19 protein-coding genes and 2 pseudogenes are annotated in these 23,414 nt (G+C 34.1%); 14 read left to right on the top strand and 7 right to left on the bottom strand.

Translation table 11 applies throughout. The annotated features are described in order from the left end of the window. Positions 1–24: 24 nt before the first annotated feature. From xylB to LZ578_RS11335, 5 genes are all read left to right on the top strand, one after another. The gene (gene xylB, locus LZ578_RS11355; protein ID WP_235145282.1) at positions 25–1,515 is read left to right on the top strand and encodes a xylulokinase; all 1,491 of its coding nucleotides are present in this window, start codon (positions 25–27) and stop codon (positions 1,513–1,515) included. A gap of 98 nt (positions 1,516–1,613) precedes the next feature. After that, positions 1,614–2,360 carry a copper homeostasis protein CutC gene (locus LZ578_RS11350; protein WP_235145281.1) on the top strand — a complete coding sequence of 249 codons (747 nt, stop codon included), beginning with the start codon at positions 1,614–1,616 and terminating at the stop codon, positions 2,358–2,360. Positions 2,361–2,465: 105 nt separating this feature from the next. Next, positions 2,466–3,365: an ABC transporter ATP-binding protein gene (locus LZ578_RS11345; protein ID WP_235145280.1), complete on the top strand. Its 900-nt coding sequence runs from the start codon at positions 2,466–2,468 to the stop codon at positions 3,363–3,365. Next, positions 3,349–4,581, top strand: a complete 1,233-nt coding sequence (locus tag LZ578_RS11340; RefSeq protein ID WP_235145279.1) for an ABC transporter permease — start codon at positions 3,349–3,351, stop codon at positions 4,579–4,581. The genes LZ578_RS11345 and LZ578_RS11340 overlap by 17 nt, the downstream gene beginning before the upstream one ends. A gap of 246 nt (positions 4,582–4,827) precedes the next feature. Beyond that, positions 4,828–6,954 carry a DUF4962 domain-containing protein gene (locus LZ578_RS11335; RefSeq protein WP_235145278.1) on the top strand — a complete coding sequence of 709 codons (2,127 nt, stop codon included), beginning with the start codon at positions 4,828–4,830 and terminating at the stop codon, positions 6,952–6,954. 93 nt (positions 6,955–7,047) lie between these two features. Here the strand turns inward: LZ578_RS11335 and LZ578_RS12545 are convergent, their stop codons facing one another. Further along, a complete protein-coding gene (locus LZ578_RS12545; RefSeq protein ID WP_255763885.1) occupies positions 7,048–7,182 on the bottom strand; it encodes a hypothetical protein in 135 nt (44 codons plus the stop codon). Positions 7,183–7,755: 573 nt separating this feature from the next. On the opposite strand from LZ578_RS12545, the gene LZ578_RS11330 reads away from it, so the two are divergent. After that, positions 7,756–8,004 carry a hypothetical protein gene (locus tag LZ578_RS11330; RefSeq protein ID WP_235145277.1) on the top strand — a complete coding sequence of 83 codons (249 nt, stop codon included), beginning with the start codon at positions 7,756–7,758 and terminating at the stop codon, positions 8,002–8,004. Between the two features lie 237 nt (positions 8,005–8,241). Here LZ578_RS11330 and LZ578_RS11325 read toward each other — a convergent pair whose 3' ends face one another. Further along, a complete protein-coding gene (locus LZ578_RS11325) occupies positions 8,242–10,515 on the bottom strand; it encodes a glycoside hydrolase family 2 protein (protein WP_235145276.1) in 2,274 nt (757 codons plus the stop codon). 155 nt (positions 10,516–10,670) lie between these two features. After that, positions 10,671–11,894 (bottom strand): helix-turn-helix domain-containing protein, encoded by a 1,224-nt coding sequence (locus LZ578_RS11320; protein WP_235145275.1) that lies wholly within the window; start codon positions 11,892–11,894, stop codon positions 10,671–10,673. A gap of 271 nt (positions 11,895–12,165) precedes the next feature. On the opposite strand from LZ578_RS11320, the pseudogene LZ578_RS11315 reads away from it, so the two are divergent. Then, positions 12,166–13,358 (top strand): annotated as a pseudogene (locus LZ578_RS11315) (MFS transporter). 431 nt (positions 13,359–13,789) lie between these two features. Then, complete coding sequence (locus tag LZ578_RS11305) at positions 13,790–15,304, top strand: UDP-glucose--hexose-1-phosphate uridylyltransferase (protein WP_235145272.1); 1,515 nt, start codon at positions 13,790–13,792, stop codon at positions 15,302–15,304. A 40-nt stretch (positions 15,305–15,344) separates the two neighbouring features. Here LZ578_RS11305 and LZ578_RS11300 read toward each other — a convergent pair whose 3' ends face one another. Beyond that, on the bottom strand, positions 15,345–15,560 hold the full coding sequence (locus tag LZ578_RS11300) for a CsbD family protein (RefSeq protein ID WP_235145271.1): 216 nt from the start codon (positions 15,558–15,560) through the stop codon (positions 15,345–15,347). 257 nt (positions 15,561–15,817) lie between these two features. Here LZ578_RS11300 and tsaB point away from each other — a divergent pair, with 257 nt between their 5' ends. Genes tsaB through tsaD form a run of 4 tightly spaced genes read left to right on the top strand, consistent with a single transcriptional unit; the run spans position 15,818 to position 18,701 of the window. Next, positions 15,818–16,543: a tRNA (adenosine(37)-N6)-threonylcarbamoyltransferase complex dimerization subunit type 1 TsaB gene (gene tsaB, locus LZ578_RS11295; protein ID WP_235145270.1), complete on the top strand. Its 726-nt coding sequence runs from the start codon at positions 15,818–15,820 to the stop codon at positions 16,541–16,543. Continuing rightward, the gene (gene rimI / locus LZ578_RS11290) at positions 16,527–17,144 is read left to right on the top strand and encodes a ribosomal protein S18-alanine N-acetyltransferase (RefSeq protein ID WP_235145269.1); all 618 of its coding nucleotides are present in this window, start codon (positions 16,527–16,529) and stop codon (positions 17,142–17,144) included. Before tsaB ends, rimI (LZ578_RS11290) begins: the two co-directional genes overlap by 17 nt. A gap of 2 nt (positions 17,145–17,146) precedes the next feature. Then, positions 17,147–17,665, top strand: a complete 519-nt coding sequence (gene rimI / locus LZ578_RS11285; RefSeq protein ID WP_235145268.1) for a ribosomal protein S18-alanine N-acetyltransferase — start codon at positions 17,147–17,149, stop codon at positions 17,663–17,665. A gap of 16 nt (positions 17,666–17,681) precedes the next feature. Continuing rightward, positions 17,682–18,701 carry a tRNA (adenosine(37)-N6)-threonylcarbamoyltransferase complex transferase subunit TsaD gene (gene tsaD, locus LZ578_RS11280; protein WP_235145267.1) on the top strand — a complete coding sequence of 340 codons (1,020 nt, stop codon included), beginning with the start codon at positions 17,682–17,684 and terminating at the stop codon, positions 18,699–18,701. 49 nt (positions 18,702–18,750) lie between these two features. On the opposite strand, the pseudogene LZ578_RS11275 reads toward tsaD, so the two are convergent. Beyond that, a pseudogene (locus tag LZ578_RS11275) lies at positions 18,751–20,709 on the bottom strand (ABC-F family ATP-binding cassette domain-containing protein). Between the two features lie 348 nt (positions 20,710–21,057). On the opposite strand from LZ578_RS11275, the gene LZ578_RS11270 reads away from it, so the two are divergent. Continuing rightward, entirely contained in the window at positions 21,058–21,693 is a 636-nt protein-coding gene (locus tag LZ578_RS11270) for a redox-sensing transcriptional repressor Rex (protein ID WP_235145266.1), read from the top strand. Positions 21,694–22,005: 312 nt separating this feature from the next. Here LZ578_RS11270 and LZ578_RS11265 read toward each other — a convergent pair whose 3' ends face one another. Both LZ578_RS11265 and LZ578_RS11260 read right to left on the bottom strand, forming a co-directional pair. After that, the gene (locus LZ578_RS11265) at positions 22,006–22,212 is read right to left on the bottom strand and encodes a DUF4305 domain-containing protein (protein WP_235145265.1); all 207 of its coding nucleotides are present in this window, start codon (positions 22,210–22,212) and stop codon (positions 22,006–22,008) included. A 35-nt stretch (positions 22,213–22,247) separates the two neighbouring features. Then, positions 22,248–22,916 (bottom strand): CPBP family intramembrane glutamic endopeptidase, encoded by a 669-nt coding sequence (locus LZ578_RS11260; protein ID WP_235145264.1) that lies wholly within the window; start codon positions 22,914–22,916, stop codon positions 22,248–22,250. A 170-nt stretch (positions 22,917–23,086) separates the two neighbouring features. Here LZ578_RS11260 and groES point away from each other — a divergent pair, with 170 nt between their 5' ends. Beyond that, on the top strand, positions 23,087–23,371 hold the full coding sequence (gene groES / locus LZ578_RS11255) for a co-chaperone GroES (RefSeq protein WP_235145263.1): 285 nt from the start codon (positions 23,087–23,089) through the stop codon (positions 23,369–23,371). Positions 23,372–23,414: the final 43 nt, after the last annotated feature.

Below are 23,414 nucleotides of genomic sequence, written 5' to 3'. Positions count from 1 at the left end.
AATATCATAGTAGGAGGTAGAGTGATGGCGTATGTACTAGGTTTAGATTTAGGGACTAGTTCTCTTAAAGGGTTACTTGTTAACGAAAAAGGAGAAATAGTCTATTCAACTTCAGAAGACTATCCACTTCTTCATCCCAAACCTGGATATAGTGAGCAAGACCCCAACGAGTGGTATCGTGCAGCCAAAGTAGTACTTGAAAAGATTGTAGAAGAAGTTCCTGATGTACAACAAAAACTAGAAGCAATTAGTTTTTCTGGACAAATGCATAGTCTAGTTTTATTGGATGAAGCAGATCAAGTAGTACGCAATGCGATTCTTTGGAATGACGTGCGTACCACCAAACAGTGTCAAGAAATTACGGAAATGTTGAAGGAACGATTAATTCCAATAACTAAAAATAAGGCATTAGAAGGGTTTACGCTTCCTAAGATTCTTTGGGTGAGAGAGCAAGAACCTGAATTGTTTTCAAAAGCAAATCTATTTTTATTACCAAAAGATTATCTAGGGTTTTGTTTAACAGGGAATAAACAAATGGATTACTCGGATGCTTCTGGAACACTCTTATTAGATAGTACGCACAAAAAGTGGAGTCAAGAAATTCTGGAAGCTTTTGAATTGCCAATTTCTTTTTGTCCACCGCTTGTAGAGTCGACAGGAAAAATTGGGACCTTAAAAAAAGAGCTAAAGGATCAATTTGGTTTCAAACATTCCATTAACATTTATGCTGGAGGAGCAGATAATGCCTCAGCAGCGTTAGGGGCAGGTATTATTTCCGAAGGATTAGGTATGGTTAGTATTGGAACTTCTGGAGTATTTCTCACTTATGAACAAGAAGCTGAAAAAGATTATGAGGGAGAATTGCATTATTTCCATCATGTTCTTCCGGATACCTATTACTCAATGGGAGTAACGTTAGCAGCAGGGCATAGCTTGTCTTGGTTTAAAGAAACGTTTGCTCCAAATGAATCTTTTGAAACTCTTTTGAAAGATATCAATCAGATTGAACCGGGCTCAGAAGGGTTATTATTTACTCCTTATATTTCTGGAGAGAGAACTCCTCATACCGATAGTAAAATTAGAGGAAGTTTCTTAGGAATCCATTCAGGACATCATCGTTCTCACTTTACCCGTTCTGTTTTAGAAGGAATTACATTTTCTCTAAAGGATTCTCAAGTAGTAATGGAAAAACAAGCGGGGAAGACCTTCAAAAAAATTGTTTCGGTAGGTGGAGGCTCAAAAAATCCAGATTGGCTACAAATGCAAGCAGATATTTTTGATGCGACCATTCTGACCTTACAGACAGAACAAGGGCCGGCAATGGGATCGGTTATGTTGGCTGCACTTGGAGAAGGTTGGTTTAAAAATCCTAAAGACTGTGTAGCTACGTTTGTAAAACCTGCACAAGAAATACAGCCTATTGCTGAAAATGTAGAAAAATACAAAAAAATATATGCGATTTATCAAAAAGCATATGCAGCGACAAAGGATATTAGTCATGAGTTAAGTGATTGAACAGAATAGAAACAGATTTCCCCCTTTATTGTAAGCAGAGAAAATTCTCTGATATGATAAAGGGGGTTTATCTTATCTAATCCTAGGAGGAGAACAGTATGAAACCAGTAATAGTAGAAGTATGTAGTGGAAGTGTACAGGATTGTATATATGCTGAACAAGCGGGAGCGAATCGGATTGAACTAAATAGTGGATTATATCTTGGGGGATTAACACCTAGCATTGCTACGTTAATTGAAGCAAAGAAACAGGTACAAATTCCAATTGTTGCTATGGTTCGTCCACGTGCTGGTGGTTTTTTCTATAATAAATATGAAAAAGAAACCATGTTTACTGATGCAAAAATTCTAATGGAGTATGGTGTAGATGGAATTGTATTTGGTTTTTTAAATGAGGATAGAAGTATCGATGAGACCAATACGAAAGCCTTAGTAGATTTTTGTCATAAAAACCAAGTAGAAGCTATTTTCCATCGGGCTTTCGATCAAACTCCTGATGCTTTTAAAGCTATTGAATCACTTATTTCTTGTAACGTTGACCGGATATTAACAAGTGGGCAAAAAGAATCCGCTGACCAAGGTGTTGATATTTTGGAAAAATTAGAGAAAGAATATGGAACTCAAATAGAACTATGTGTAGGTGCCGGTGTAAATAAAGAAAACGTACAAATGATAATAGAAAAAACAAAACTCAATCAAGTACACTCCTCTTTTAAAAAATGGTATCTAGATCCTACTACGGAAGGAAAAGATGTTTCTTATCGTTATAGTGACGAGGGCGACTATGAAGGAGTAGGTGTAGAAAAATTATCTGATTTTATGGAAGTAACGAAAGACTTAAGATGAAATTCACAAAGGACCTCTTTTATGTGTAAAAAAGAATAAACTACGTTATAATAGAGCCAATTCTACATAAGAATAAAGTGTGAAATTAAGAAAGGGGAGTGGAAAATGATTTTAGAAATAAAAAAATTAAACAAGTCATTCAATGAATTTCATGTCTTAAAAGATATAGATTTGACGGTACGCTCAGGGCAAATATTTGGATATTTAGGAAGAAATGGTGCTGGAAAGAGTACATCATTTCGAATTCTAATGGATGTTTTTAAAGCAGATAGTGGGACCATAACGATGGATGGTAAGTCATTTAAACCAACAGATTTCAAAATAGGTTATCTCCCAGAAGAAAGAGGGATGTATTCCAAAGTTAAAGTGAGTGAACAACTCATTTATTTTGCCCAGTTAAAAGGTGCTACAAAAGAAGATGCAATTCGTTCCATGAATGCATGGTGTAAAGAGTTTGGTATTGAGAAATATTTAAACCAAAAATTAGAAACTCTTTCAAAAGGAAATCAACAAAAAGTTCAAATAGCGCAAGCGTTTATTAATGAGCCAGATATTCTCATTCTGGATGAACCTTTTTCAGGGTTGGATCCTGTGAACTCTAAAATATTTCAAGATGCAATCGCAAATTATAGAAGAGAAGACCGAATTATTATTTTTTCTTCCCACCAAATGAGTTATGTTGAATCATTTTGTGATGATATTGCGTTAATTGATGCAGGTGAAATTGTTTTAGAAGGATCACTAAATGAAATCAAAAAAACAATGGGAGAGGGGAAACTTCGTTTGCGATTTGCGGACCATTCGAACATTGATTTTTTAAAGGATTATTTATACACCATTGAAAAAGAAGATATTATTTTAGAGTTGAAACCTGGTGAAACAAAAGCGGAGTTTATTCAAAGCCTACTCCAAAAAGGAATTGAAGTTTCCATGTTTATGGATTATTTACCAACTCTTCAAGAAATTTTTATAGAAAAGGTAGGTGATCATGATGAAGCAATTTAAAAATGTATTCAAATTTGAATTAATGGGAATGTTAAAAAGTAAGAACATGATCATCACAACAATCGTGATGGCTGCTATTATACTAGTTTTAACAACGGTACCGAGTTTTATTGCTTGGTTTGATGACGGAGAAGATTCAGAAGTAGCCGTTGATACAGAAGTAAGTATGGAATCGGAAGAATATCATTTAGTTTATGATCATGCGGAATTGGAAGAAGAATTAAGTTCTCTATTAGGCGGGGAAGTATATTCTAATGAAGAGGATCTGAAACAAGCTGTTTTAGATGAAGAAGTAACAGCTGGATTTGTGATTCATGATTATAATAACTACACCTACATTTCTTATGATCGTTCGTTAAATTCCTTTGAACAGATGACTTTTGAAGAGCAACTTCGATCTGCTAACGAGCAACGATTATTTGAACAGGAAGGCATTGATAGTGCCAAAGTTTATGAAATCATGAATACTCCAATCAATTATGAGAACGTAACACTGGGCAAGGATGCAGGTTCTGGAATGGCGATTGCATTTGCGATGATCTTTATTATGTATATGCTAATTTTATTATATGGAACGAATGTCGCAACTTCGGTAGCCCGTGAAAAAGACTCGAGAACCATGGAGCTATTAATTACTGCAACAAAACCAAAAACGTTAATCTTAGGCAAAGTTGCAGCAGCGGGTACAATGGGAGTTCTCCAAGTATCTGCATTAATTTTAACTGCATTCATTGGCTTCATGCTCAATCAAACCAATTATCCTGACTTTTTAATCGAAATGATTCAAGGGTCTATGACAGTAGATACATTACTAGTGTACATTTTATTCTCTGTATTAGGGTATATTCTTTATCTCTTTATTTATGCCTCTTTAGGAAGTTTAGTTTCCAAAGTAGAAGATGTGAGTTCGGCGGTTGCACCAATTACTTTCTTATTTGTTTTTGCATATCTAGCAGCAACTCTTGCTATGCAAATGCCAGATAATACGATTATCAAAGTGACTTCCTTTATACCATTCGTCTCTTTGTTTACCATGCCGATACGCTACATGCTAACAAGTGTACCTTTATTATCGGTTTTAGCTTCTAGTGCGATTATGATTGTAACGGTACTACTCTTTGCAGCGTTATCAATCTATATTTATCGTTTTGGTTCTTTAAATTATGGTAATAAAATCAAATTAAAAGAAGTTATAAAATCATTTAAAAAACAATAGAAAAATATCTGAATGGCCCTCTATCAAATAGATTAGAGGGCCATTTTGATTAGTAGAAAGAATAGGTAGTAAGGAAAAAGTAAATGTGTCCATTTTTATACAAATATTGAATGTAGAAAAATAAGATATAGATATATGTTATAATGTAATAGCTAGTTAAGTATAGGTGTAAAACTATTTCAAGAAAAAATGCAAACGATTTCAATTCAGAGTGAGTAATTTCTTTATAAAATTAGGAGGAATATAATGAAAAAATATCTATTAATTAACGATAGACTAGAACAATTGAGGGAAGAAAAAACAACAATTAGGAGTTCACATTTAACAAGGTTATTAGAACAATGTGATGCGTATCTAAGTCAAGAGGCTCATATTGAACACCCACCAACTAGTATTACATACATGGGAATGGCGGCAGCTAATTTAAGTTTAGCGTACGTATTAACTAAACAAGAACATTATTTAGAAGAAGCGAAGAGGTGGTTGTTAACGGGATGTCGCTATGATGTTTGGGGATACGGATTTTTAGTTGACGTAGATTTAAGTGCCTCTTGGTTACTTTTTGGATATGGATTATCATATAACTGGATTGGAGAATTTCTAACGCCAGATGAGAAGCAAGAAGTACTAGATAAGTTAATATTACAAGGAAATAAAATGTTCAATTACGGTGAAGAAAACAGAGGGCATAGTTGGTCGACTAACTATTGGCAAAATCATAACTGGATCAACTATACAGGTCTCTTAACAACTGCTTATGCGATACAGTCAGAATATGATGAAGCCAATCGCTGGATTGAAGTGATTAAGGATAACTTTGAAAAAGTATTTGAGTACTTGCCAGAAGATGGTAGTAACTATGAAGGAACAGGTTATTGGAGATATGCCATGAATTTCTTCTTAGCAGGAGCAGATTTACTAAAAGAACAGGAAGGTATTGATCATTTCAAATCACCGTTCTTAAAAAATACGTTCTATTATCGATTGTATCAATCAGCACCGAATTGGGAAGAAAATATTAATTTCTCCGATGTACATGATAGAAGAAGTTCTAATTCCATTTCAGCTTTTTACAAGATTGCTAGTGAGTACAACAATGGTCATGCACAATGGCTTGGGAACCTAGTTAAAGAGAAGTTTTTATTTAGAGAAGCCTATGAAAGTAAGATTTTCCCAGGTATTTTACCGGAAGCTTTCTTAGAATATATTTGGTATAACGATGATATTAAAGAAGAAAATCCAGATACTCTTCCATTAACAAAATTTTTCCCCGATTTAGGTTTGGCTGTTATTCGTTCTTCGTGGGATAGAGATGCCATCCATTTTTCTATTAAATCAAGTGCACCAGGTGGAAATATTCAGTGGGAGAAGTCTTGGGAAATGGATGAAGAAAACGACTGGAATACCAGAAGTTTAACTCACTATCATGTTGATTTTAACAGCTTTATATTAATGGGATATGATACGACGCTTGCAATGGATGAAGGCTTCCATAGAACGTCTAGAGCGAAGGTTCATAATATGATTACAGTGGATGACACGGGTTGTGTTGGTGAAAAAATATGGGATGAAGGAACATTAGAGGATCCTGTTTTATTTGATTTGAATTGTAAGGGAATCTATAATGTTTGGAAAGATGTTCCGAAAGAAGCAGTCGCAAAGGTAGAAGATTATGTTAGTGAAGGTGGATATACGTACTATGTTGCTGATTCTAATAAATTATATTATCCTGAAATGAAATTAACTCGCAACGCAAGAAATGTAATTTATAGTGAAATGGGCTACTTCATTATGTTAGATGAGCTGAAGAGTGATTTAGAACATACATACACATGGCATCTACATTCAGAACAATATGCTGAGAAGATTAAGGGTACAGATGTATATAAGATGCAGAATGGAAAAGGTTCCTTAAATATTTATCCTGTCTTACCAGAAGATTTAGAGTGTCGTGTGGAAGAAACGGTTATACGTGAAATCATGACTCCTCAAAGACCAGATGATATCAGAGAAATAATCCTTAAAACTCTTTGTATAGAGAATAAAGAAAAAAGAGGAAATGTACACTTTATAAATATTTTACAGCCTGAATCTAGCTTTACCGATAAGTTGTTGAATGTTAGACAAATTAAAGGCGAAGGATACATCGGTGTTGAAATAGAAAAAGATTCAAAAGTGGAGACCTTCATCTATTCAGAAACAGGACAGATCAACTATAATGGCATTCAATCAGATGCTAACTGGGTTTCTGTTATAATAGAGCAGGATCAACTGGTTAAATACGCTGTATATCAAGGATCCTCACTAATTTTGAATAATGTAGAATTATTCAAAAGTGAAGAAAGAAAAACATTTACAACTTTTAATGAATAACATACCAAATAATTGAGTTTATAGAAAAAGCTTCCTTCTATGCAGAAGGAAGCTTTTCTTTTTGTGTGCTTTTATCTCTATAAATTATTTTATTTATACATAAAGATAATCAATAAAACTTTGTTCAATTTTTAAATCATTAACGATATTACTAAAATCTTTCATTTCCATAATAATATTTATGTCCATTTTGTTTTTGAATAAAGAAATGGAATGAATTCCCCTCATAAAAGGTTCTCTTGATTTAAAATACTGATTCGTTTGATAATAACCAAATGAAAGAAAAAAACTGTATAGTAAATTCTGAATCCTTACCCGAAAACGAGAACACTCTTTTTTTGAATGTATAGTTTTTGTGTAAGGATTTATATACTGTAAGAGGAGCTTTTTGTGTAAATATGTGAAGTTTAAAAGGAACACTCAAACGATTTTATTATCTTTTTTTCTATTATCCTGATAGAATATGAGTAGAAGAAATGAATTTCGAATGATTAAAAAAGTGAGAGTAGCAATAAAAAATGATGGGTTTATTAAATGAAACTGTCCATGCTTAATCCAACTACTCCTAAATATTTAATAGAATCTATTGAGTCCACAAGCATCTCTATGACAATTGATGGAAGAGAAGATTCTTTCTTTATTCATATCTAAAGGATTTTTAACCTAATGAATCAAAACTATGACACTTTCTGTTCAAATAAAAACAGCCTTCTGCCAACATCTAATTGGAAGAGGCTGTTTTTTAGTATAAATAATAAGACCCCTACGCAATCATAGAAGTAATGAAAGGAGAGAGCGAAGTTGGAAACACTAAAAATATTATTAGAAGAAATGAACTATGATATATGTGTGATAGAGGAGCTAGCACTAGGAGATTTCAAAATTATTGTAGAGTACGCAGATGGAGAGATACGTACAGGGGAAAAGAAAATGATTATTAATGTATATGTAAGTGGTGAATACGATATAGAAATTGATGATTGTAATTTTATCTGTAAAGATCAAAAGGCGTTAACTTTACTTCTTCAGCAGTTTAGTAATAGGAGATGAAATTTTTTTGATGAATATGATAAGTATAACCCTACGTTTTATTTTAAATACAATAACCTTTCTAAAACGTCAAATGAAAAATATAAAAATAAGAATCTTTGAACAGATTCCTGTATATTAATCAGGAAATCGTTCAAAGATTCTTTATATTTTTGCATTAATTTGATAGGTAGTTTTTATGATTAGAAATAACGGCTTTTTCATTGCAGTTCTATCAAAAATAGATCTACATTAAAATCATCTTTTGATTTTTTGTAATTCACTATTGATATATGATTCTACAGCCTCTACATCTATTTCTTTGTCACTTGCTCCAGAAATAGTACTACCAAGATTTTCGAGTGTTTGTTCACCCATTACCCCTAGCATAGATTTTTTGAGTCGCATACCCATTATGCTACTTACTGCATTAATAACTATTGTTGCTGCTTCTTTACTTTCTAAGATTTCATTCATTGTGTTACGAATGGAGAAATAACGTTCATCAAAAGTTAAAGTCTTTTTCTCAGAGATATCTATATCATCAAACCAGTTCATTACACCTGTTTCAGACTCATCTTCTATCAAAATATAAGGAGCATAAGGCTCATTAACTTTTTCGAAAATGGTTGTGTCTTTTAAGTTCTCGCTAACTGCATCTATTTGAGTAAATTTATCTTTTAAAAGAATGTTTTCAAATTCAAATACATGTTTACCAGTTTGTTTACCAACAGGGATACCATTTACTTGGAGCTCTACTTCTGATTGGTTACTATAAACTTTTACAGTAATAGATTCACTAGAACGTTTTGCATATCGTTTGCTACAGATGTGCAATACTGGTTCTTGACTCCAATAAGCTTTGTACAAATAAAAACTATCTTTTTTTACTTTACGATCTATAGTTATCAAGCCTTTATTGTTTCTTCCAGCTACTCCACCTTCATTACGAGCATCACAACCAAAATCAAACATATTCCATACATGAGTTCCCCAGAGCCATGGGCGCTCATCAATTATTTTTGCCATATGTTCATGATAAAGAGCTTGATACTCTTCACTGTAATCTCCAGCTTTTGGATTTTCATTATGATAAGTAATGATTCCTTCACAACCATACTCTGAAATTCCTAACGCCCGATCTGGATGTACTTCATGGAATTTATCTAACCATTTTTCATTATCCGCTAGATCACCAGCGTACCACCCAAAGTAGTGGTTATATCCAACCGTATCAGTAATTTGATTTTGAACATCTTCTATAGGAAGGTTGCTTACTTGCGCCATAGTGGACAGACGGGTTGGATCAAGTTCGTGTACTAGATCATTTAATTCTTTCAAATTATCTACTAAGCCTTCTTTTACTCCGCCAATAGTAATTTCATTTGAGATACCCCAGAAACAAATAGAAGAATGATTATAATTTTGATAAATCAGTTCCTTCATTTGACTAATACAATTTTGATGTGCTTTTGGATCTTCGCTCATTGAGGAAATAAAAGGAATTTCTGCCCACAAAATAAAACCAAGTTGATCACATAGATCATAAAAGTCTGTGCTGTGCTGATAGTGAGCTAGTCTTATAGTGTTTGCGCCTAATTCTTTAATGAGTAAAGCATCTTCAAGATGATCTTCATACGTTAAAGCATTTCCTTGATCAAGACGATCTTGGTGACGGGAAACACCACGTAATGGAGTTAAGATTCCATTCAAAAAGAATCCTTTTTGAGGATCTACAGAAAATTCACGGAAGCCGTGTCGTGTGTAAATTTCATCAAGTACTTCGTTATGACGTACAAGTAAAGTCTCTATTTCATATAGGTAAGGATCAATGACACCTTGCCATAAATGTAAATCAGATAAGGTTAATTGAACACATGTATCTTCTTCTGCTGGTCTTGCGATGTTTGCAATTATTTGACCACTTTCATCTTTAATTGAAAATATTACTTGATCACTTTCTTTAGGTTCATGTACGTAAGCATGTAAAGTAATTTCAGCTTCTTTGTCACCTGTAAGAGTAGATGAAGCAGTCATACCTGTTGAACCATAAAAATCTAAAGAAAAATGTGTTTCAGGAACAAAAATTAGATTCACCTCACGATATAAACCTCCATAAAAAGTGAAGTCAGCCATTTGAGGGTAAATCTGTTCTTGATGCTCATTAGTAACCATTACGGATAGTATATTTTTATCCGTAGAAAGTAGTGATGTAATATTTACACGGAATAAGCTATAACCACCTTCATGTTCGGTGGCTTTTACTCCATTTACATATACTTCACATCGAGAAGATGCAGCCTGAAATTCTACATATACTTGTGTGCCTGGTTTTAATTCTGGAATATCTAATTCTTTCGCATACCAACATTTACCACGATAATAATCACCGCCACCATCTTGACCATCAAAGCGGTTCCAGGTATGAGGTAGATTAATAGCTTGCCAGTCTTTAAACGTATCTACTGGGACCTCATTTTGTTCTTCTTTTGTAAAAAACCATCCATTTTCTAATTTACAATAGTTTTCCAATTTTTTATGTCTCCTTCTTTATTATATTAAGCATTAATGCGCTTTCATACTTCCATATTAATATTCTTATCATAATTTAGTGAGGAAAATTATTACTAATTATAGTATTATTTTTTCTATTTCTATTAAATAACCAAATATTTTTAGGAAAAGATTTATAAAAGACTATCTCGATACTTTTTGGGAGTCTGTCCAATATATTTCTTAAATATTTTTGTAAAATAGTTTACATCGAGAATTCCACAATACTGTGCGATGGTTTGAATTTGTAAAGTAGTAGAATGAAGCAGAATAATCGCATAATCTATCCTTTTACAATTTACATAATCTGTTAGTGTTTTTCCTGTTTCTTTCTTAAATAAAGTAGACAGATAACTAGCGTTCACATTTAATCGCTCAGCATGTGCTTTTAAACTTAGATCTGCTGCTAAATTAGAATCAATATAAGCAATAACTTGACTAATTAAAAAAGAATATCCCTTCATTGTATGGTTTTTTACAAGCAAGGAGTATTGATAGATCATTTTCTGCTCTAATTCAAAACCTTTCTCACTTGAATTAATTAATTCGATTTCTTGAGCAAATTTTGATGAAACCCTATCAATATGTAATGGATGCACAAATCCTTCTTCAGCAGCTTTCCGTAATATGGTATTCAAAATAATCATGTAATTTTTTAAATTTCTAATGGAATCGGTTAAACGTTGCTGGATTCCATAATTAGCATATGCAGGGGTAAGCATTTTTTTTGTATGAGTTAAGCCTTGTGAAACAGATCGCATCATGTCATTTTCAATAGCATACCGTTCTTCCAGAGTACGGATTAATAAATCAGAATCTTCTTCTTCAAAGTTAGAGAAGGAATGGTATAAATCTGGTTGCTGTTGTACAAGCTGGTTGACATGTTTTAAAGAAAATTGTTCTAATCCTCCCCAAATACTTTCACCCAAAGTATTAATAATTGCAAGCAAAGTACTATCATCAAGTATCAAAGGTAAAGAAGTATAAAATTGTTCTAATTGAAGAAACAGAGAATGAGAAACAGAATGTTTATTTGTCGATTTAAGTATCATAAGTTTCGTAACCGGTTTTTGTAAATAGGGACCTATTAAAAAATAATAATCTTTAGTTGGATCAGGAAAACGAAACAAAATATAATTACAATGATATTCATTTAAAACTTGATATACCGTGTTAGAGTCAACTTTTTTTAATGACTCCTCGACAGTTTCAACTGGCTTTGCTTTGCCATATATTAGGTATCTAAGTTCAAAAGGGAGTTCAGGTACATTGCCATCAGCAAATGAAAGTATATAAGATTTTAAACAAAATTTTTCAAGTAATTTCTGGACAAAATGTAGTTCAGTTTGATAGGTCATATTATACATCCTTTAAAAAGTTAGTTGATATAATTTTCCTGTATATAGATTAACATCTTCATATATTATAGATTACCGTACTATTTATGTCTATTTTCATGATATGATAAAAAAAATACGATTAAAAATAGAAAAATTCCTCACGGTATAAAAAAATATCTATTAATATTTGTTGTAGGAAGTGAAAATATTAATTTCCATGTAGAGTTTAATGATAACGCTTCATATTTCAGCAATAATAATGTAGACAAAATATAGGAGGAAAGAAAAAATGGCAATAGTAGAAAAAAATAATACAAATCTAGAGACTGAAAAAGAAATTGCTCCTTTTGGGATGCGGGACAAACTAGGATATATGTTGGGTGATTTTGGTAATGATTTTACTTTTATTTTTGCAAGCGTATTCTTAATGGTCTTTTATACAAAAGTACTTGGGGTTAGTACAAGTATGGTTGGTATATTGTTTTTAACTTCTCGTATTATAGATGCTTTTACAGATGTAACAATGGGAAGAATTGTAGACCGTGCACGTCCTACAAAAAACGGGAAATTTCGTCCCTGGATTTTACGCATGGCTGGACCAGTAGCAATAGCTAGCTTTTTGATGTATCAATCGGGTATGGCCAATGCATCTATGAATGTGAAAATCGTTTATATGTTTGTAACCTATATTCTATGGGGAAGTGTTTTTTATACTTCCATAAATATTCCTTATGGAACAATGGCATCAGTTATTAGTTCTGATGCAGACGACCGTGCATCTCTTTCTACTTTCCGTAGTGTAGGAGCCGCGTTAGCAAGTTTAGTAATTGGAATAGGTGCTCCTCTATTGATTTACACAACAGATTCAGCTGGAAACGAAATTGTAGAAGGTGGAAGGTTTACTATCATTGCTGGTGTATTTTCATTACTTGCTTTAATTTCTTATCTTTCTTGTTACTTTATGACAAAAGAGCGAGTAAAAATCGTCGTTAATAAAAGTGTAGTTCAACCAAGTTTATCTAAGAGCCTTAAAACACTTATTAAAAACCGTGCACTTATCGGAATTATTTTAGCAGCACTCCTAGTTCTATTAGCAGCACTTCTTACCCAATCTCTTAATCAATTCCTTTTTGTTGATTACTTCAAAAGTAAAACTGCTTTGGCGGTTATGAGCTTAGCAGGTATTTTACCAATGATCATTCTTGCGCCGTTTGCTGTCCCAATTACAAGACGATTTGGAAAAAAGAAGTTGGGATTGTAGGATGTTTGATGGGTGGAATTTCCTCTTTACTATTATTTTTTATGCACACTGATTCTGTAGTTCTTTATATTGTAATTAACGTAGTTGGATTCTTAGGCTTTGGTGTGTTCAACTTAATTCTTTGGGCATTTATTACAGACGTTATTGATGATCAAGAGGTTGCTACTGGAGTCAGAGAAGATGGTACAATTTACGCTATCTATTCTTTTTCTAGAAAATAGGGCAAGCTTTAGCAGGTGGTTTTGGAGGTTTTGCTTTGAGTATTATTGGTTATGATTCTGCAGTCCAAGTTCAATCACAAAGTGTTCCAGATGGTATTTATAACATTTAAACTTTAATTCCAGGAATTCTCTACATTGGAGTGGCACTTTGTTTGCTCTTTATTTATCCATTAAATAAAAGTAAAGTAGAAGCGAATATCTTAGAATTAAAAGTTCGAAGAAATAGTATAGAAAAATAAAAAAATTATTTTATCAAATAATAATTACGTCATAAAAAGAGTTTCTGCATATTTTATTATGCGGAGATTCTTTTTTATTTTATGGCTTCTTTATAACCAAATATTTATATAAAAAGGTAGTATATTAAAATGACAAGAAGAGAAGTAATATAGTATAATGTAGATTACGGTAAAAAGAAAAGAGGGTACGTCTTGACGAAAAAAATCGATATTGACCAAATCGTCTGCGATTTTGTGTCAAAAGGGAATGCTATTTATTCTATTCATACATTAGATCGTTTCTATGTAGCGAATGAATTGCTGACTATATTAAAAAAAGAACAATATGAAGCGGAGTTGACTCCTTCGATTCCCTTACCTGATTTACTTGATTCCATGGATCAAATGGTAGAATACGGAGTAATGACCGGAGTCATTGAAGATAGTCTACTTGAAAGAGAAAGACTTGAAGCTCGAATTATGAATGTAATTACGCCACTGCCTTCCATTATTAATCAAGATTTCTGGGAAGCATATAGAGAAGCACCAATGCGTGCAACAAATGATTTTTATGAATTATCTCAAAGAAATGATTATATAAAGACTCGTCAGATTGCTAAGAACGAACACTTTATTACAGATTCTCCTTATGGAAAATTAGATATAACGATTAATCTCTCAAAACCCGAAAAAAGTAAAAAAGATATAGAAGAAGCACAAAAAGCGGTAGGAAACTATCCAGAATGTCAGCTTTGTGTTGAAAACGAAGGGTACAATGGCAGGGAGGGAATTGCTGCTCGAACAAACCATAGAATCGTGCGAATCCCTCTTCAAGGAGAAAACTGGGGATTTCAATACTCTCCTTATGCGTATTACAAGGAACATTGTATTGTCTTTACTGAAAAACATATTCCTATGAATGTCACAACCATGACCATTCAAAACTTAATCGAATTAGTAACCGTTTTACCTCATTATTTTATGGGGTCCAATGCAGGTTTACCAATTGTAGGAGGTTCTCTTCTTGGTCATGAACATTTTCAAGGTGGACAGCATCATTTTCCTATGGAAGATGCAGAAGTGTTGGAACGGTGGGATTGGAAAGGCCAGGAATCTGTAACAGCAGAAAGATTGTACTGGCCTATTTCAGTAATTCGATTGCGTTCTATAGACTCAGAAAAAATCATTGCTGCAGGAGCAGAACTAATGGATGAGTGGAATGGTTATTGCAATGAGGAACTGAATATTTTGGCATCTACAAACGGAGAACGACATAATGCGGTAACCTTGATTGCAAGACGAAAAGGAGAGGCATATGAACTAGATGTTGTCCTACGTAATAATCGGACTACAAAAGAGTATCCAGACGGAATCTTCCATCCACATCCAGATGTTCAACATATTAAAAAAGAAAACATTGGATTAATAGAAGTTTTAGGACTGGCTATTTTACCGCCACGCTTGAAAAAAGAGCTAAAAGAGGTCGAAGCTTATCTTTTGGGTGAAGACGTTCAAATAGCGGACTATCATCAAGAATGGGCAAATCAGTTGAAAGATACACCTCATTTGACAGATGAGAATGTGACAGAAATCGTTCGACAAGGGGTAGGTAAAAAATTCCAAAGAGTGATGGAAGATGCAGGTGTTTTCAAGCAGAATAAAGAAGGACAACATGCATTTAAACAATTCACAGAAATGTTCCAAACAACTCAACTAGTAGAGAAATAAAAAAAGCGCCCATAAAGGCGCTTTTTTATATATTATTTAATTATTTTTTATGGTCATGATCTAAAGCGTCATCTACTCGATCGTGTACTTCTTTCTTGGCATCGCCCACACGTTCACGAGCTTCCCCTTTACCTTGTTGAAGCTTACCTTCAAGTTCCTTGGATGCATCGTCTGTTAAATCGCCATACTCTTCTTTTACTTTTCCGACGACTTTATCCTTCATACCTTTTAATTTATCTTCATTTCCGTTACTCATATTCTAACTCCTCCTTAAAATTTGTTAGTTCAGAAAAACTGATTGAAAAAAGGGAACGGTTTCTTTCCCTATCTATATTATTAGACATTCTCTTTACATTTGCAAATAAAACCCCTTGAAGGGACAGAGTGTCATTTGAAAAACATTAATATATATAGTAGAAAAAAATGAGTAGAAGATTTTTGGTGCGAATTAAGCTATAATATGAGTAGAGAATGAGCTGAGAAAAACCAGCTTTTAATGGAAGGAAGAACATTTTGAAAATACTCGCTATCGAATCATCAAATCAAACAATGAGCGTAGCAACCGTGGAAGATGGGCTATTGGTAGCTGAATACACCCGAAATGGAAAACTTCAGCATAGTACCCAGCTAATGCCAGCAATTGATCAGGTTATGGAAGCTAGTGGCTGGAAACCGAAAGACTTAAATCAAATAGCAGTAACCAAAGGGCCTGGCTCTTACACCGGTGTAAGAATCGGTGCGACGATTGCAAAAACATTAGCATGGACCTTACATATACCACTAGTTCCCGTTTCTAGTTTACAAGTATTAGCAGCCAATGCGCTATTATCCGAAAAGAAAATTGTTCCTTTAATTGATGCGCGAAGAAAAAATGTGTATGCAGGTGTCTACCTGATGAAAGAGGATCAATTAGAAAACCTAGTACCAGATGAACATCTTTCAAGTGAAGATTTATTCCAAAAATTAGCGGCAGCAGAAGGAACTTACTTATTTGTTGGACAAGACGTTTCTCTTTATCAAGAAAGAATTCAAGAAGTTTTAGGGGAACGAGCCCAATTTATGCCTGTACAAGATGGCCTTCCCCGGGCTACAAAATTAGCAGCACTTTCATTAATGATTCCGGCTGTTGAAACACATCTTTTTATACCAGAATATTTAAAGAAACCGGAAGCAGAAGAGAAATGGCAAGAGGCACATCAGGAAGTTCGGAAGGGTGGTTATATTGAAAGAATTGATTAATCAGTTCCACTCTCTTTTTGATAATCTTCAAAAAGAAAAGGATGAAATAAAAGAAAATGTCGCATTTTCAGAACGTACCAATTATTTACAAGATAAACATCGAGTCAGAAATGATGAAATGATCCGGATTGAAATAGGTCGAAGAAGGCATATTGCGGACATTATTGATATTGAAAGAAAAGGATATCAAGGTTTGACTCCTTGGGGCTACTCCGCGTTAGAAACCGATATATTAAGAAGCAAAAAATCTTTATATTTTGTTGCTTATCACAAAATGACCCCTATAGCTTTTTTAGGGTCTCGTCTTGAAAGTAGCAATATCCATATTACAAATATAGCGGTAGTACCGGATTGGCAAAGCCAAGGAATTGGTCGTTTATTAATTGGAAATTTAGTTGAGGTAGCAAAAATGGAGCAAGTAGCCAGTCTTAGCTTGGAAGTTAGAGTCTCCAATGAAAAAGCGAAAGCTCTTTACGATAAGATGGGTTTTGAATCTATACGTGTAAAAAAGAATTATTATCATGGTGATGGTGAGGATGCTTTGGATATGCATTTGATTGTTCGAGAGGACTTAAAAACTCTTGATGAGAAAGAGGAATAAAAATGAGCGAAATGAAAATAGAGGAAGACGGATTGAACCATCAGGAAGTAAGCAAAGGTAAAGTTATTATCCTAGATGGAAGTTCTCCTAAGACAGCAGAAGCTCTCTACTGGATTACCCTTCAAGCTAATGGAGGTCACACTACATGGAAGACCTCTTCTTTCCAAATGGAATTAGTGGATCCTAATAATTTATACTTAGGATATGAAGAAAATGGTGAATTACTTGGCTATATTGGCTGCATGTTGATTCTAGACGAAGGTTCCATTAATAATTATGGAGTTCTACCCGAGCACAAAAGAAAAGGGATTGGCTCAAAACTAATGTACCAACTATTGGAATATTGTAAAGAAAAAAGTATAGACAAGCTGTTTTTAGAAGTACGTATTTCCAATCAAGCAGCTCTTTCTATATACAAAAAAGTTGGTTTTAAACAAATTGGTTATCGCAAAGATTATTATGTAGATCCAGTTGAAGATGCGTACCTTTGCTGGCTTCCTATTGAGAAAATTTATGAGTAGCAGTAGAGGTGAAAGAATGAGTGAAGAAGACGTATATATATTAGCAGTGGAAAGCAGTTGTGATGAAACGAGTGCTGCGGTTATTAAAAATGGAAATGAAATTCTTTCCAATATTGTAGCTTCGCAAATAAAAAGTCATATGCGCTTTGGTGGGGTTGTACCGGAAGTGGCTAGTCGTCATCATGTAGAACAAATTACTCAAGTACTTGAATCAGCGCTTGATGAATCAGAGATGACGATGGAGCAGATTGATGCGGTTGCGGTAACGGAAGGACCAGGTTTGGTTGGCTCTTTGTTGATTGGAGTGAGTGCTGCGAAAGCAATGGCATATGCTCACGGGAAGCCGTTACTTGCGATCAATCATATGGCGGGTCATATCTATGCAAATCAACTCGTTCAACCATTGGTGTTTCCTTTGCTAGCATTAATTGTAAGTGGAGGTCATACAGAATTAGTTTATATGCCGGAAGATGGTGTATATGAAGTTATTGGTGAAACGAGAGATGATGCAGCTGGAGAAGCCTATGATAAAATTGGCAGAGTTTTAGGATTATCTTATCCAGGTGGAAAAGTGATGGATGAGATGGCGCATAAAGGTGAAGAAACGTTACAATTTCCTAGAGCAATGATGAAAGAAGACCACTATGATTTTAGTTTTAGTGGACTAAAGAGCTCGGTTATAAATACCATTCATAATGCAAGGCAAAAAGGAGACGATTTAGATCCTTTCAATGTTGCCGCAAGTTTTCAAGCAAGTGTGGTTGAAGTGCTAGTCACGAAAACGATTCGAGCTGCAAAGGAAAAACAAGTACAACAACTTTTACTTGCAGGAGGAGTAGCTGCAAATAAAGGGTTACGCACGGCACTGACAGAAGCTGTACGAAATGAATTACCGGATGTTGAATTATTGATTCCTCCTTTGAAATTATGTGGAGACAATGCAGCAATGATTGGTGCAGCAGCATATATTGAATTTAAGAAAGATGAATTTTCATCATTAAGTTTAAATGCTCGACCAGGTTTAATGTTAGAATAGTAAAAAAAGAAGGGGATACAATCGGAAAGCCGATTGTATCCCCTTCTTTTTATAAGTCTTCTAATTCTAAATGTAAGGATTCCCATTCTGACATAAGACTATCTTGTTGTTTTTGAGTTTCCATTAATTTTCCGTGATACTCTTGGACTTTTTCATGATCTCCAAATATTTCTGGCTTCGTAAGCTCTTTTTCGAGAGAGTGTATGTTTTCTTCAATTATTTCTAAAGTAGATTCCACCTCTTCAATCGAACGTTTTAATTTTCGTTCGATTTTTGCTTTTTCTTTACTTTCCAAGTAATCATTTTTAGTTTCTGTAGTTGAAGATACAATTTCCTTGGATACTATTGACTTTCCATTCTCTTCACTTGCTTTTAAACGTGCTAATTCAGCCTCTTCTTCTTTTTTCTGAAGATAATAATCATAGTCCCCCATGTACAATGTACTGCCTTCTTCAGAAAGTTCGACGACGGTAGTTGCGATTCGATTGATAAAGTACCGGTCATGTGAAACAAAAACTAACGTTCCATCAAAATCAATGAGAGCATTTTCCAAGACCTCTTTACTATCAATATCCAAATGGTTGGTAGGTTCATCTAGCATCAAAAAGTTATTTTTCTCTAGTGCTAGTTTACATAAAGAAAGTCGTGCTTTTTCGCCACCACTTAGAAAAGGAATCGTTTTTTCAACATCACTTCCTGTGAAAAGAAAACTACCTAAAATACTTCGAACGTCTTTTTCGTTCATCGTTGGGTGTTGGTCCCATATTTCCGCTAGAACGGTTTTATGATTGGATAGATTTTTTAATTCTTGATCGTAATATCCAATTTCAACGTTGGTCCCAAAATGGATATGTCCATCTATCATTGGAATAACATCTATGAGAGATTTCAAAAGAGTAGACTTTCCAATTCCATTGGGACCAACAATTGCGATTGCTTGGTGTTTTCGAATATCTAATTGAATGGGAGAAGAGAGCACGGTCTCTTCATAGCCAATGGACCCATTCTCTAAAGTCAGTACGACATTTCCACTTTCTTTTTCAATATCAAAAGAAAAGCGTGCTGAACGTTCATCCCCTTTAGGCCGATCCATCCGATCCATTTTTTCTAATCGTTTTCGACGACTTTGGGCCATTTTTGTTGTAGAAGCTCGAGCGAGATTTCGTGCAACGTAATCTTCTAATTTAGCGATTTCTCCTTGCTGTTTTTCATATTGCTTTAATTCTTGTTCGAATCGAGCTGCTTTTTCCTTTAAATAATAGGAGTAATTCCCCTTATATTGTTGGATGCTGCTACGACTAATTTCATAGACTCCAGTTGCTAGCTTATCTAAAAAATAACGGTCATGAGATACGATTAGTAGAGTTCCGTGATATCCTAATAGATAATTTTCCAACCATGCTAGTGTTTCGATATCTAAATGGTTTGTAGGCTCATCCAGAATAAGTAAATCATTTTTTTCCAAAAGGATTTTAGCTAATGCCAGCCTAGTTTTTTAGCCACCAGATAGTTGTTCAATAGGACGATCGTGGTCCTCATCATAGAACTGGAATCCATGGAGGACGGAACGGATTTCTGATTCATATCCGTAAGCATTTTTCTTTTGTAATTCTTGTTGAAGAAAGTCATAGCGCTCTAATGCTTTTTGATAGTCAGCTTCATCTTTTAATAAGGCTTCATCTGTTAATGCAATAGCCGCTTGTTCTGCTTCTTTTGTTAGCCGTATAACGGGCTCAAAAATAGTCAGCATTTCTTCCCAAATTGTTTTATTCGAATCGACTGCACTGTGTTGATCAAGATACCCAATGGAAACATTTCTTCCTTTAGAAACGACTCCAGCATCAGTAGGTTCAATCCCAGCTAAAATTTTTAATAAGGTAGATTTACCAGCACCATTTCTACCTACCAACGCAATACGTTCGTGATCTTGGATGGTAATATGGATGTTATCGAATAAAACGGTGGGACCGAAGTGGCGGGCTAGGTTCTGCCCCTGTAATAATATCATGTTGGTATCCTCTTTCTCTTAAGATAGTTTGTTTATTCTGAATATAACTAATAACGTTTATAGCAGGCTCTCTCATTTTAGCATATCCTATGTCGCACTGATAGAGTTAGTGATTCAGAATAATGGCATGTTCACAACTTTTTAATGTGAAAGCATCACTAATTTCTTCGTTAATACAAGAATTGTGGTCTTCCTTGTGCTTTTTTTTCACAAATCAGCTTAAAATGAAGCAACATACTGGATATTTCACAAACAAATGTTATACTAATACAGTAAATAAAAATAATGATTATATGAGATTCTATAGATAAATATAGGGAATCCCTATAAGAAAGAGAGAAAATAAAAATGTCAAACCCACATGATATACCTAAAGCAACAGCAAGACGTTTACCTATTTATCACCGTTACCTTCGTTACCTTCATGATGCTGGAAAAACAAGAATTTCTTCAACAGAACTTAGTGAGGCTGTTAAAGTAGATAGTGCTACAATCCGACGTGATTTCTCTTATTTTGGAGCACTTGGAAAAAGAGGGTACGGATATGAAGTGGAGTACCTACTGGACTTCTTTAGTAAAACCTTGAATCAAGATCGACTGACTAACGTTGCACTTATTGGTGTAGGAAATCTAGGACATGCGCTATTAAACTATAACTTTCATTTGAATAATAACGTACGAATCAGTTGTGCGTTTGATGTAAGAGATGATATTGTTGGAAAAATTGTTACGGGTGTTCCGGTTTATCCTTTGAGTGAAATGATGAACCAACTTCGTATTCAACAAATTGATGTAGCTATTCTAACAGTACCGCAATCGGTTGCCCAAGATGCTGCAAATACGTTAATCGAAGCAGGAGTGAAAGGAATCATGAACTTTACTCCAATCCGACTTTCTGTTCCCGATCACATTCGTGTTCAAAATGTAGACTTAACCAATGAGCTACAAACACTTATTTATTTCTTAGATAATGATGTTCATTAATACCTAAAAAAGACCTGTGAAATTCTCTAGAAGAATTTTACAGGTCTTTTTTTATGAAATAATTTAAAAATTAGTTTTTTTGAGATTGATAGTGTCTTAAATAGTGCTCCCTTGGCAATGTTCTTGAATAATTCTAATCTTTAATAAGACAGATGCATAAAGTGAAAGGACAGAAGCACCTTTTGGAGCTCTAGGAAATGGTAAGTGTTTATTTTCTTTTCATAAGGATATCACTGTTTAAGTGATTCAAAAAAATAGAAGAATCTAGGAATGCTTATCCCAGGTCCTTCTACATTAGAAGAGTTTTTAAAACTATTTTTTATCAATATTTTTTTTGATTTTAAAATAGGTACTTAACATTCGAATTCCTTGGACAATATTATTTGTAGCAAAAATAACACTTAAGATAGAGACAAATCCCCATCCAAATTTTATAACACCGTCAACTGCAAAATAAAAGAATAAAGCCGCAAGGACAAATTTCACTGTGATTTGAATTAATAAATCTTTTAAAGTCATATGATTCCTTTCTGATGGAGAGTTTTTTTAAGGTACTACAAAAAGAGTTCTGGAAAAAAGACTGGAAGGGAAGCAAAAGCGTTCATGATTCCATGTGCTAACATAGGAGTCAAAATGTTATTTGTTTTTCGATACAGATAACTGAACCATAAACCTAATGTTCCATAGATTAACATGTGGCCATCCATATGGGCAAGGGCAAATAACAAACTACTTACGACTGCAGCTCCGATGAAACCAATGTGGTCAACTAATTGAGTGACAATTGCTTTTCGGAAAACAAATTCCTCCATAATTGGTGCAAAGAGAGTTAACCCAAAAATATAAAGAGGATAAGTATTGGTTAGATCTAATAGGAGATCTGTATTTTGAGACCCGGGTGTGACTCCAAATATAGCCGTTTCAATGGAAGCAGCAATGACTTGAAGAATAATGGCACCAATAAAACCTAACACTCCCCAAAGGATGATTTTTCCATAAGAGGATGACTTTCCTTGAGTAATACTATTTACCGGAGTCCATTTCTTTTTCATGTTTAAGATAATCATGATAATTGATCCAATTAATGCCGTTACTAAACTAATGGTTAGGCTCATTTTAATTCGATCTTCTGCAGGTATGAATACCATGAGCGGAATCGGTAAAAATTGTATGGCTAAGTAAACTAGAATGATTATATTTGCTGTAGATAATTTTTTCTTCATTTCATAACCTTTCTATTTCAAATTTTATAAGCTTACAGAAAAGTATAACATAATAGATAAAAAAGTTAATCTTTTGTCTTGCAATCTATACAAGAATTGATTAAGATAGGTACATGGGTTAGCACTCACGATATTAGAGTGCTAACAAAAAAGCATTGGAGGGATTACTTTTGTTAAAACCATTAGCGAATCGTGTAATTATTGAAGTAGAAAAAGAAGAAGAAAAAACTGTAGGTGGTATTGTGTTGCCATCATCAGCTAAAGAAAAATCACAAACAGGTACGATCATTGCGACAGGTACCGGTCTAGTAACCGATGCCGGAACTACGATTGAAATGACTGTTAAAGAAGGCGATCATGTTTTATTTGAAAGATATGCCGGAACTGAAATTAAATTTGATGGAAAAGAATATCTAGTTATAAAAGAATCAGATATCGTTGCAATTGTAGAATAAGAAAATCAATAAAACATTGAACAAAAAAATGATGAGGTGAAGA

It is taken from the genome of Jeotgalibaca sp. MA1X17-3, from assembly GCF_021513155.1.
Classification (GTDB): domain Bacteria; phylum Bacillota; class Bacilli; order Lactobacillales; family Aerococcaceae; genus Jeotgalibaca.
The sequence above is the reverse complement of the archived record's forward strand: the minus strand, read 5'-3'. Positions and strand labels throughout refer to the sequence as shown.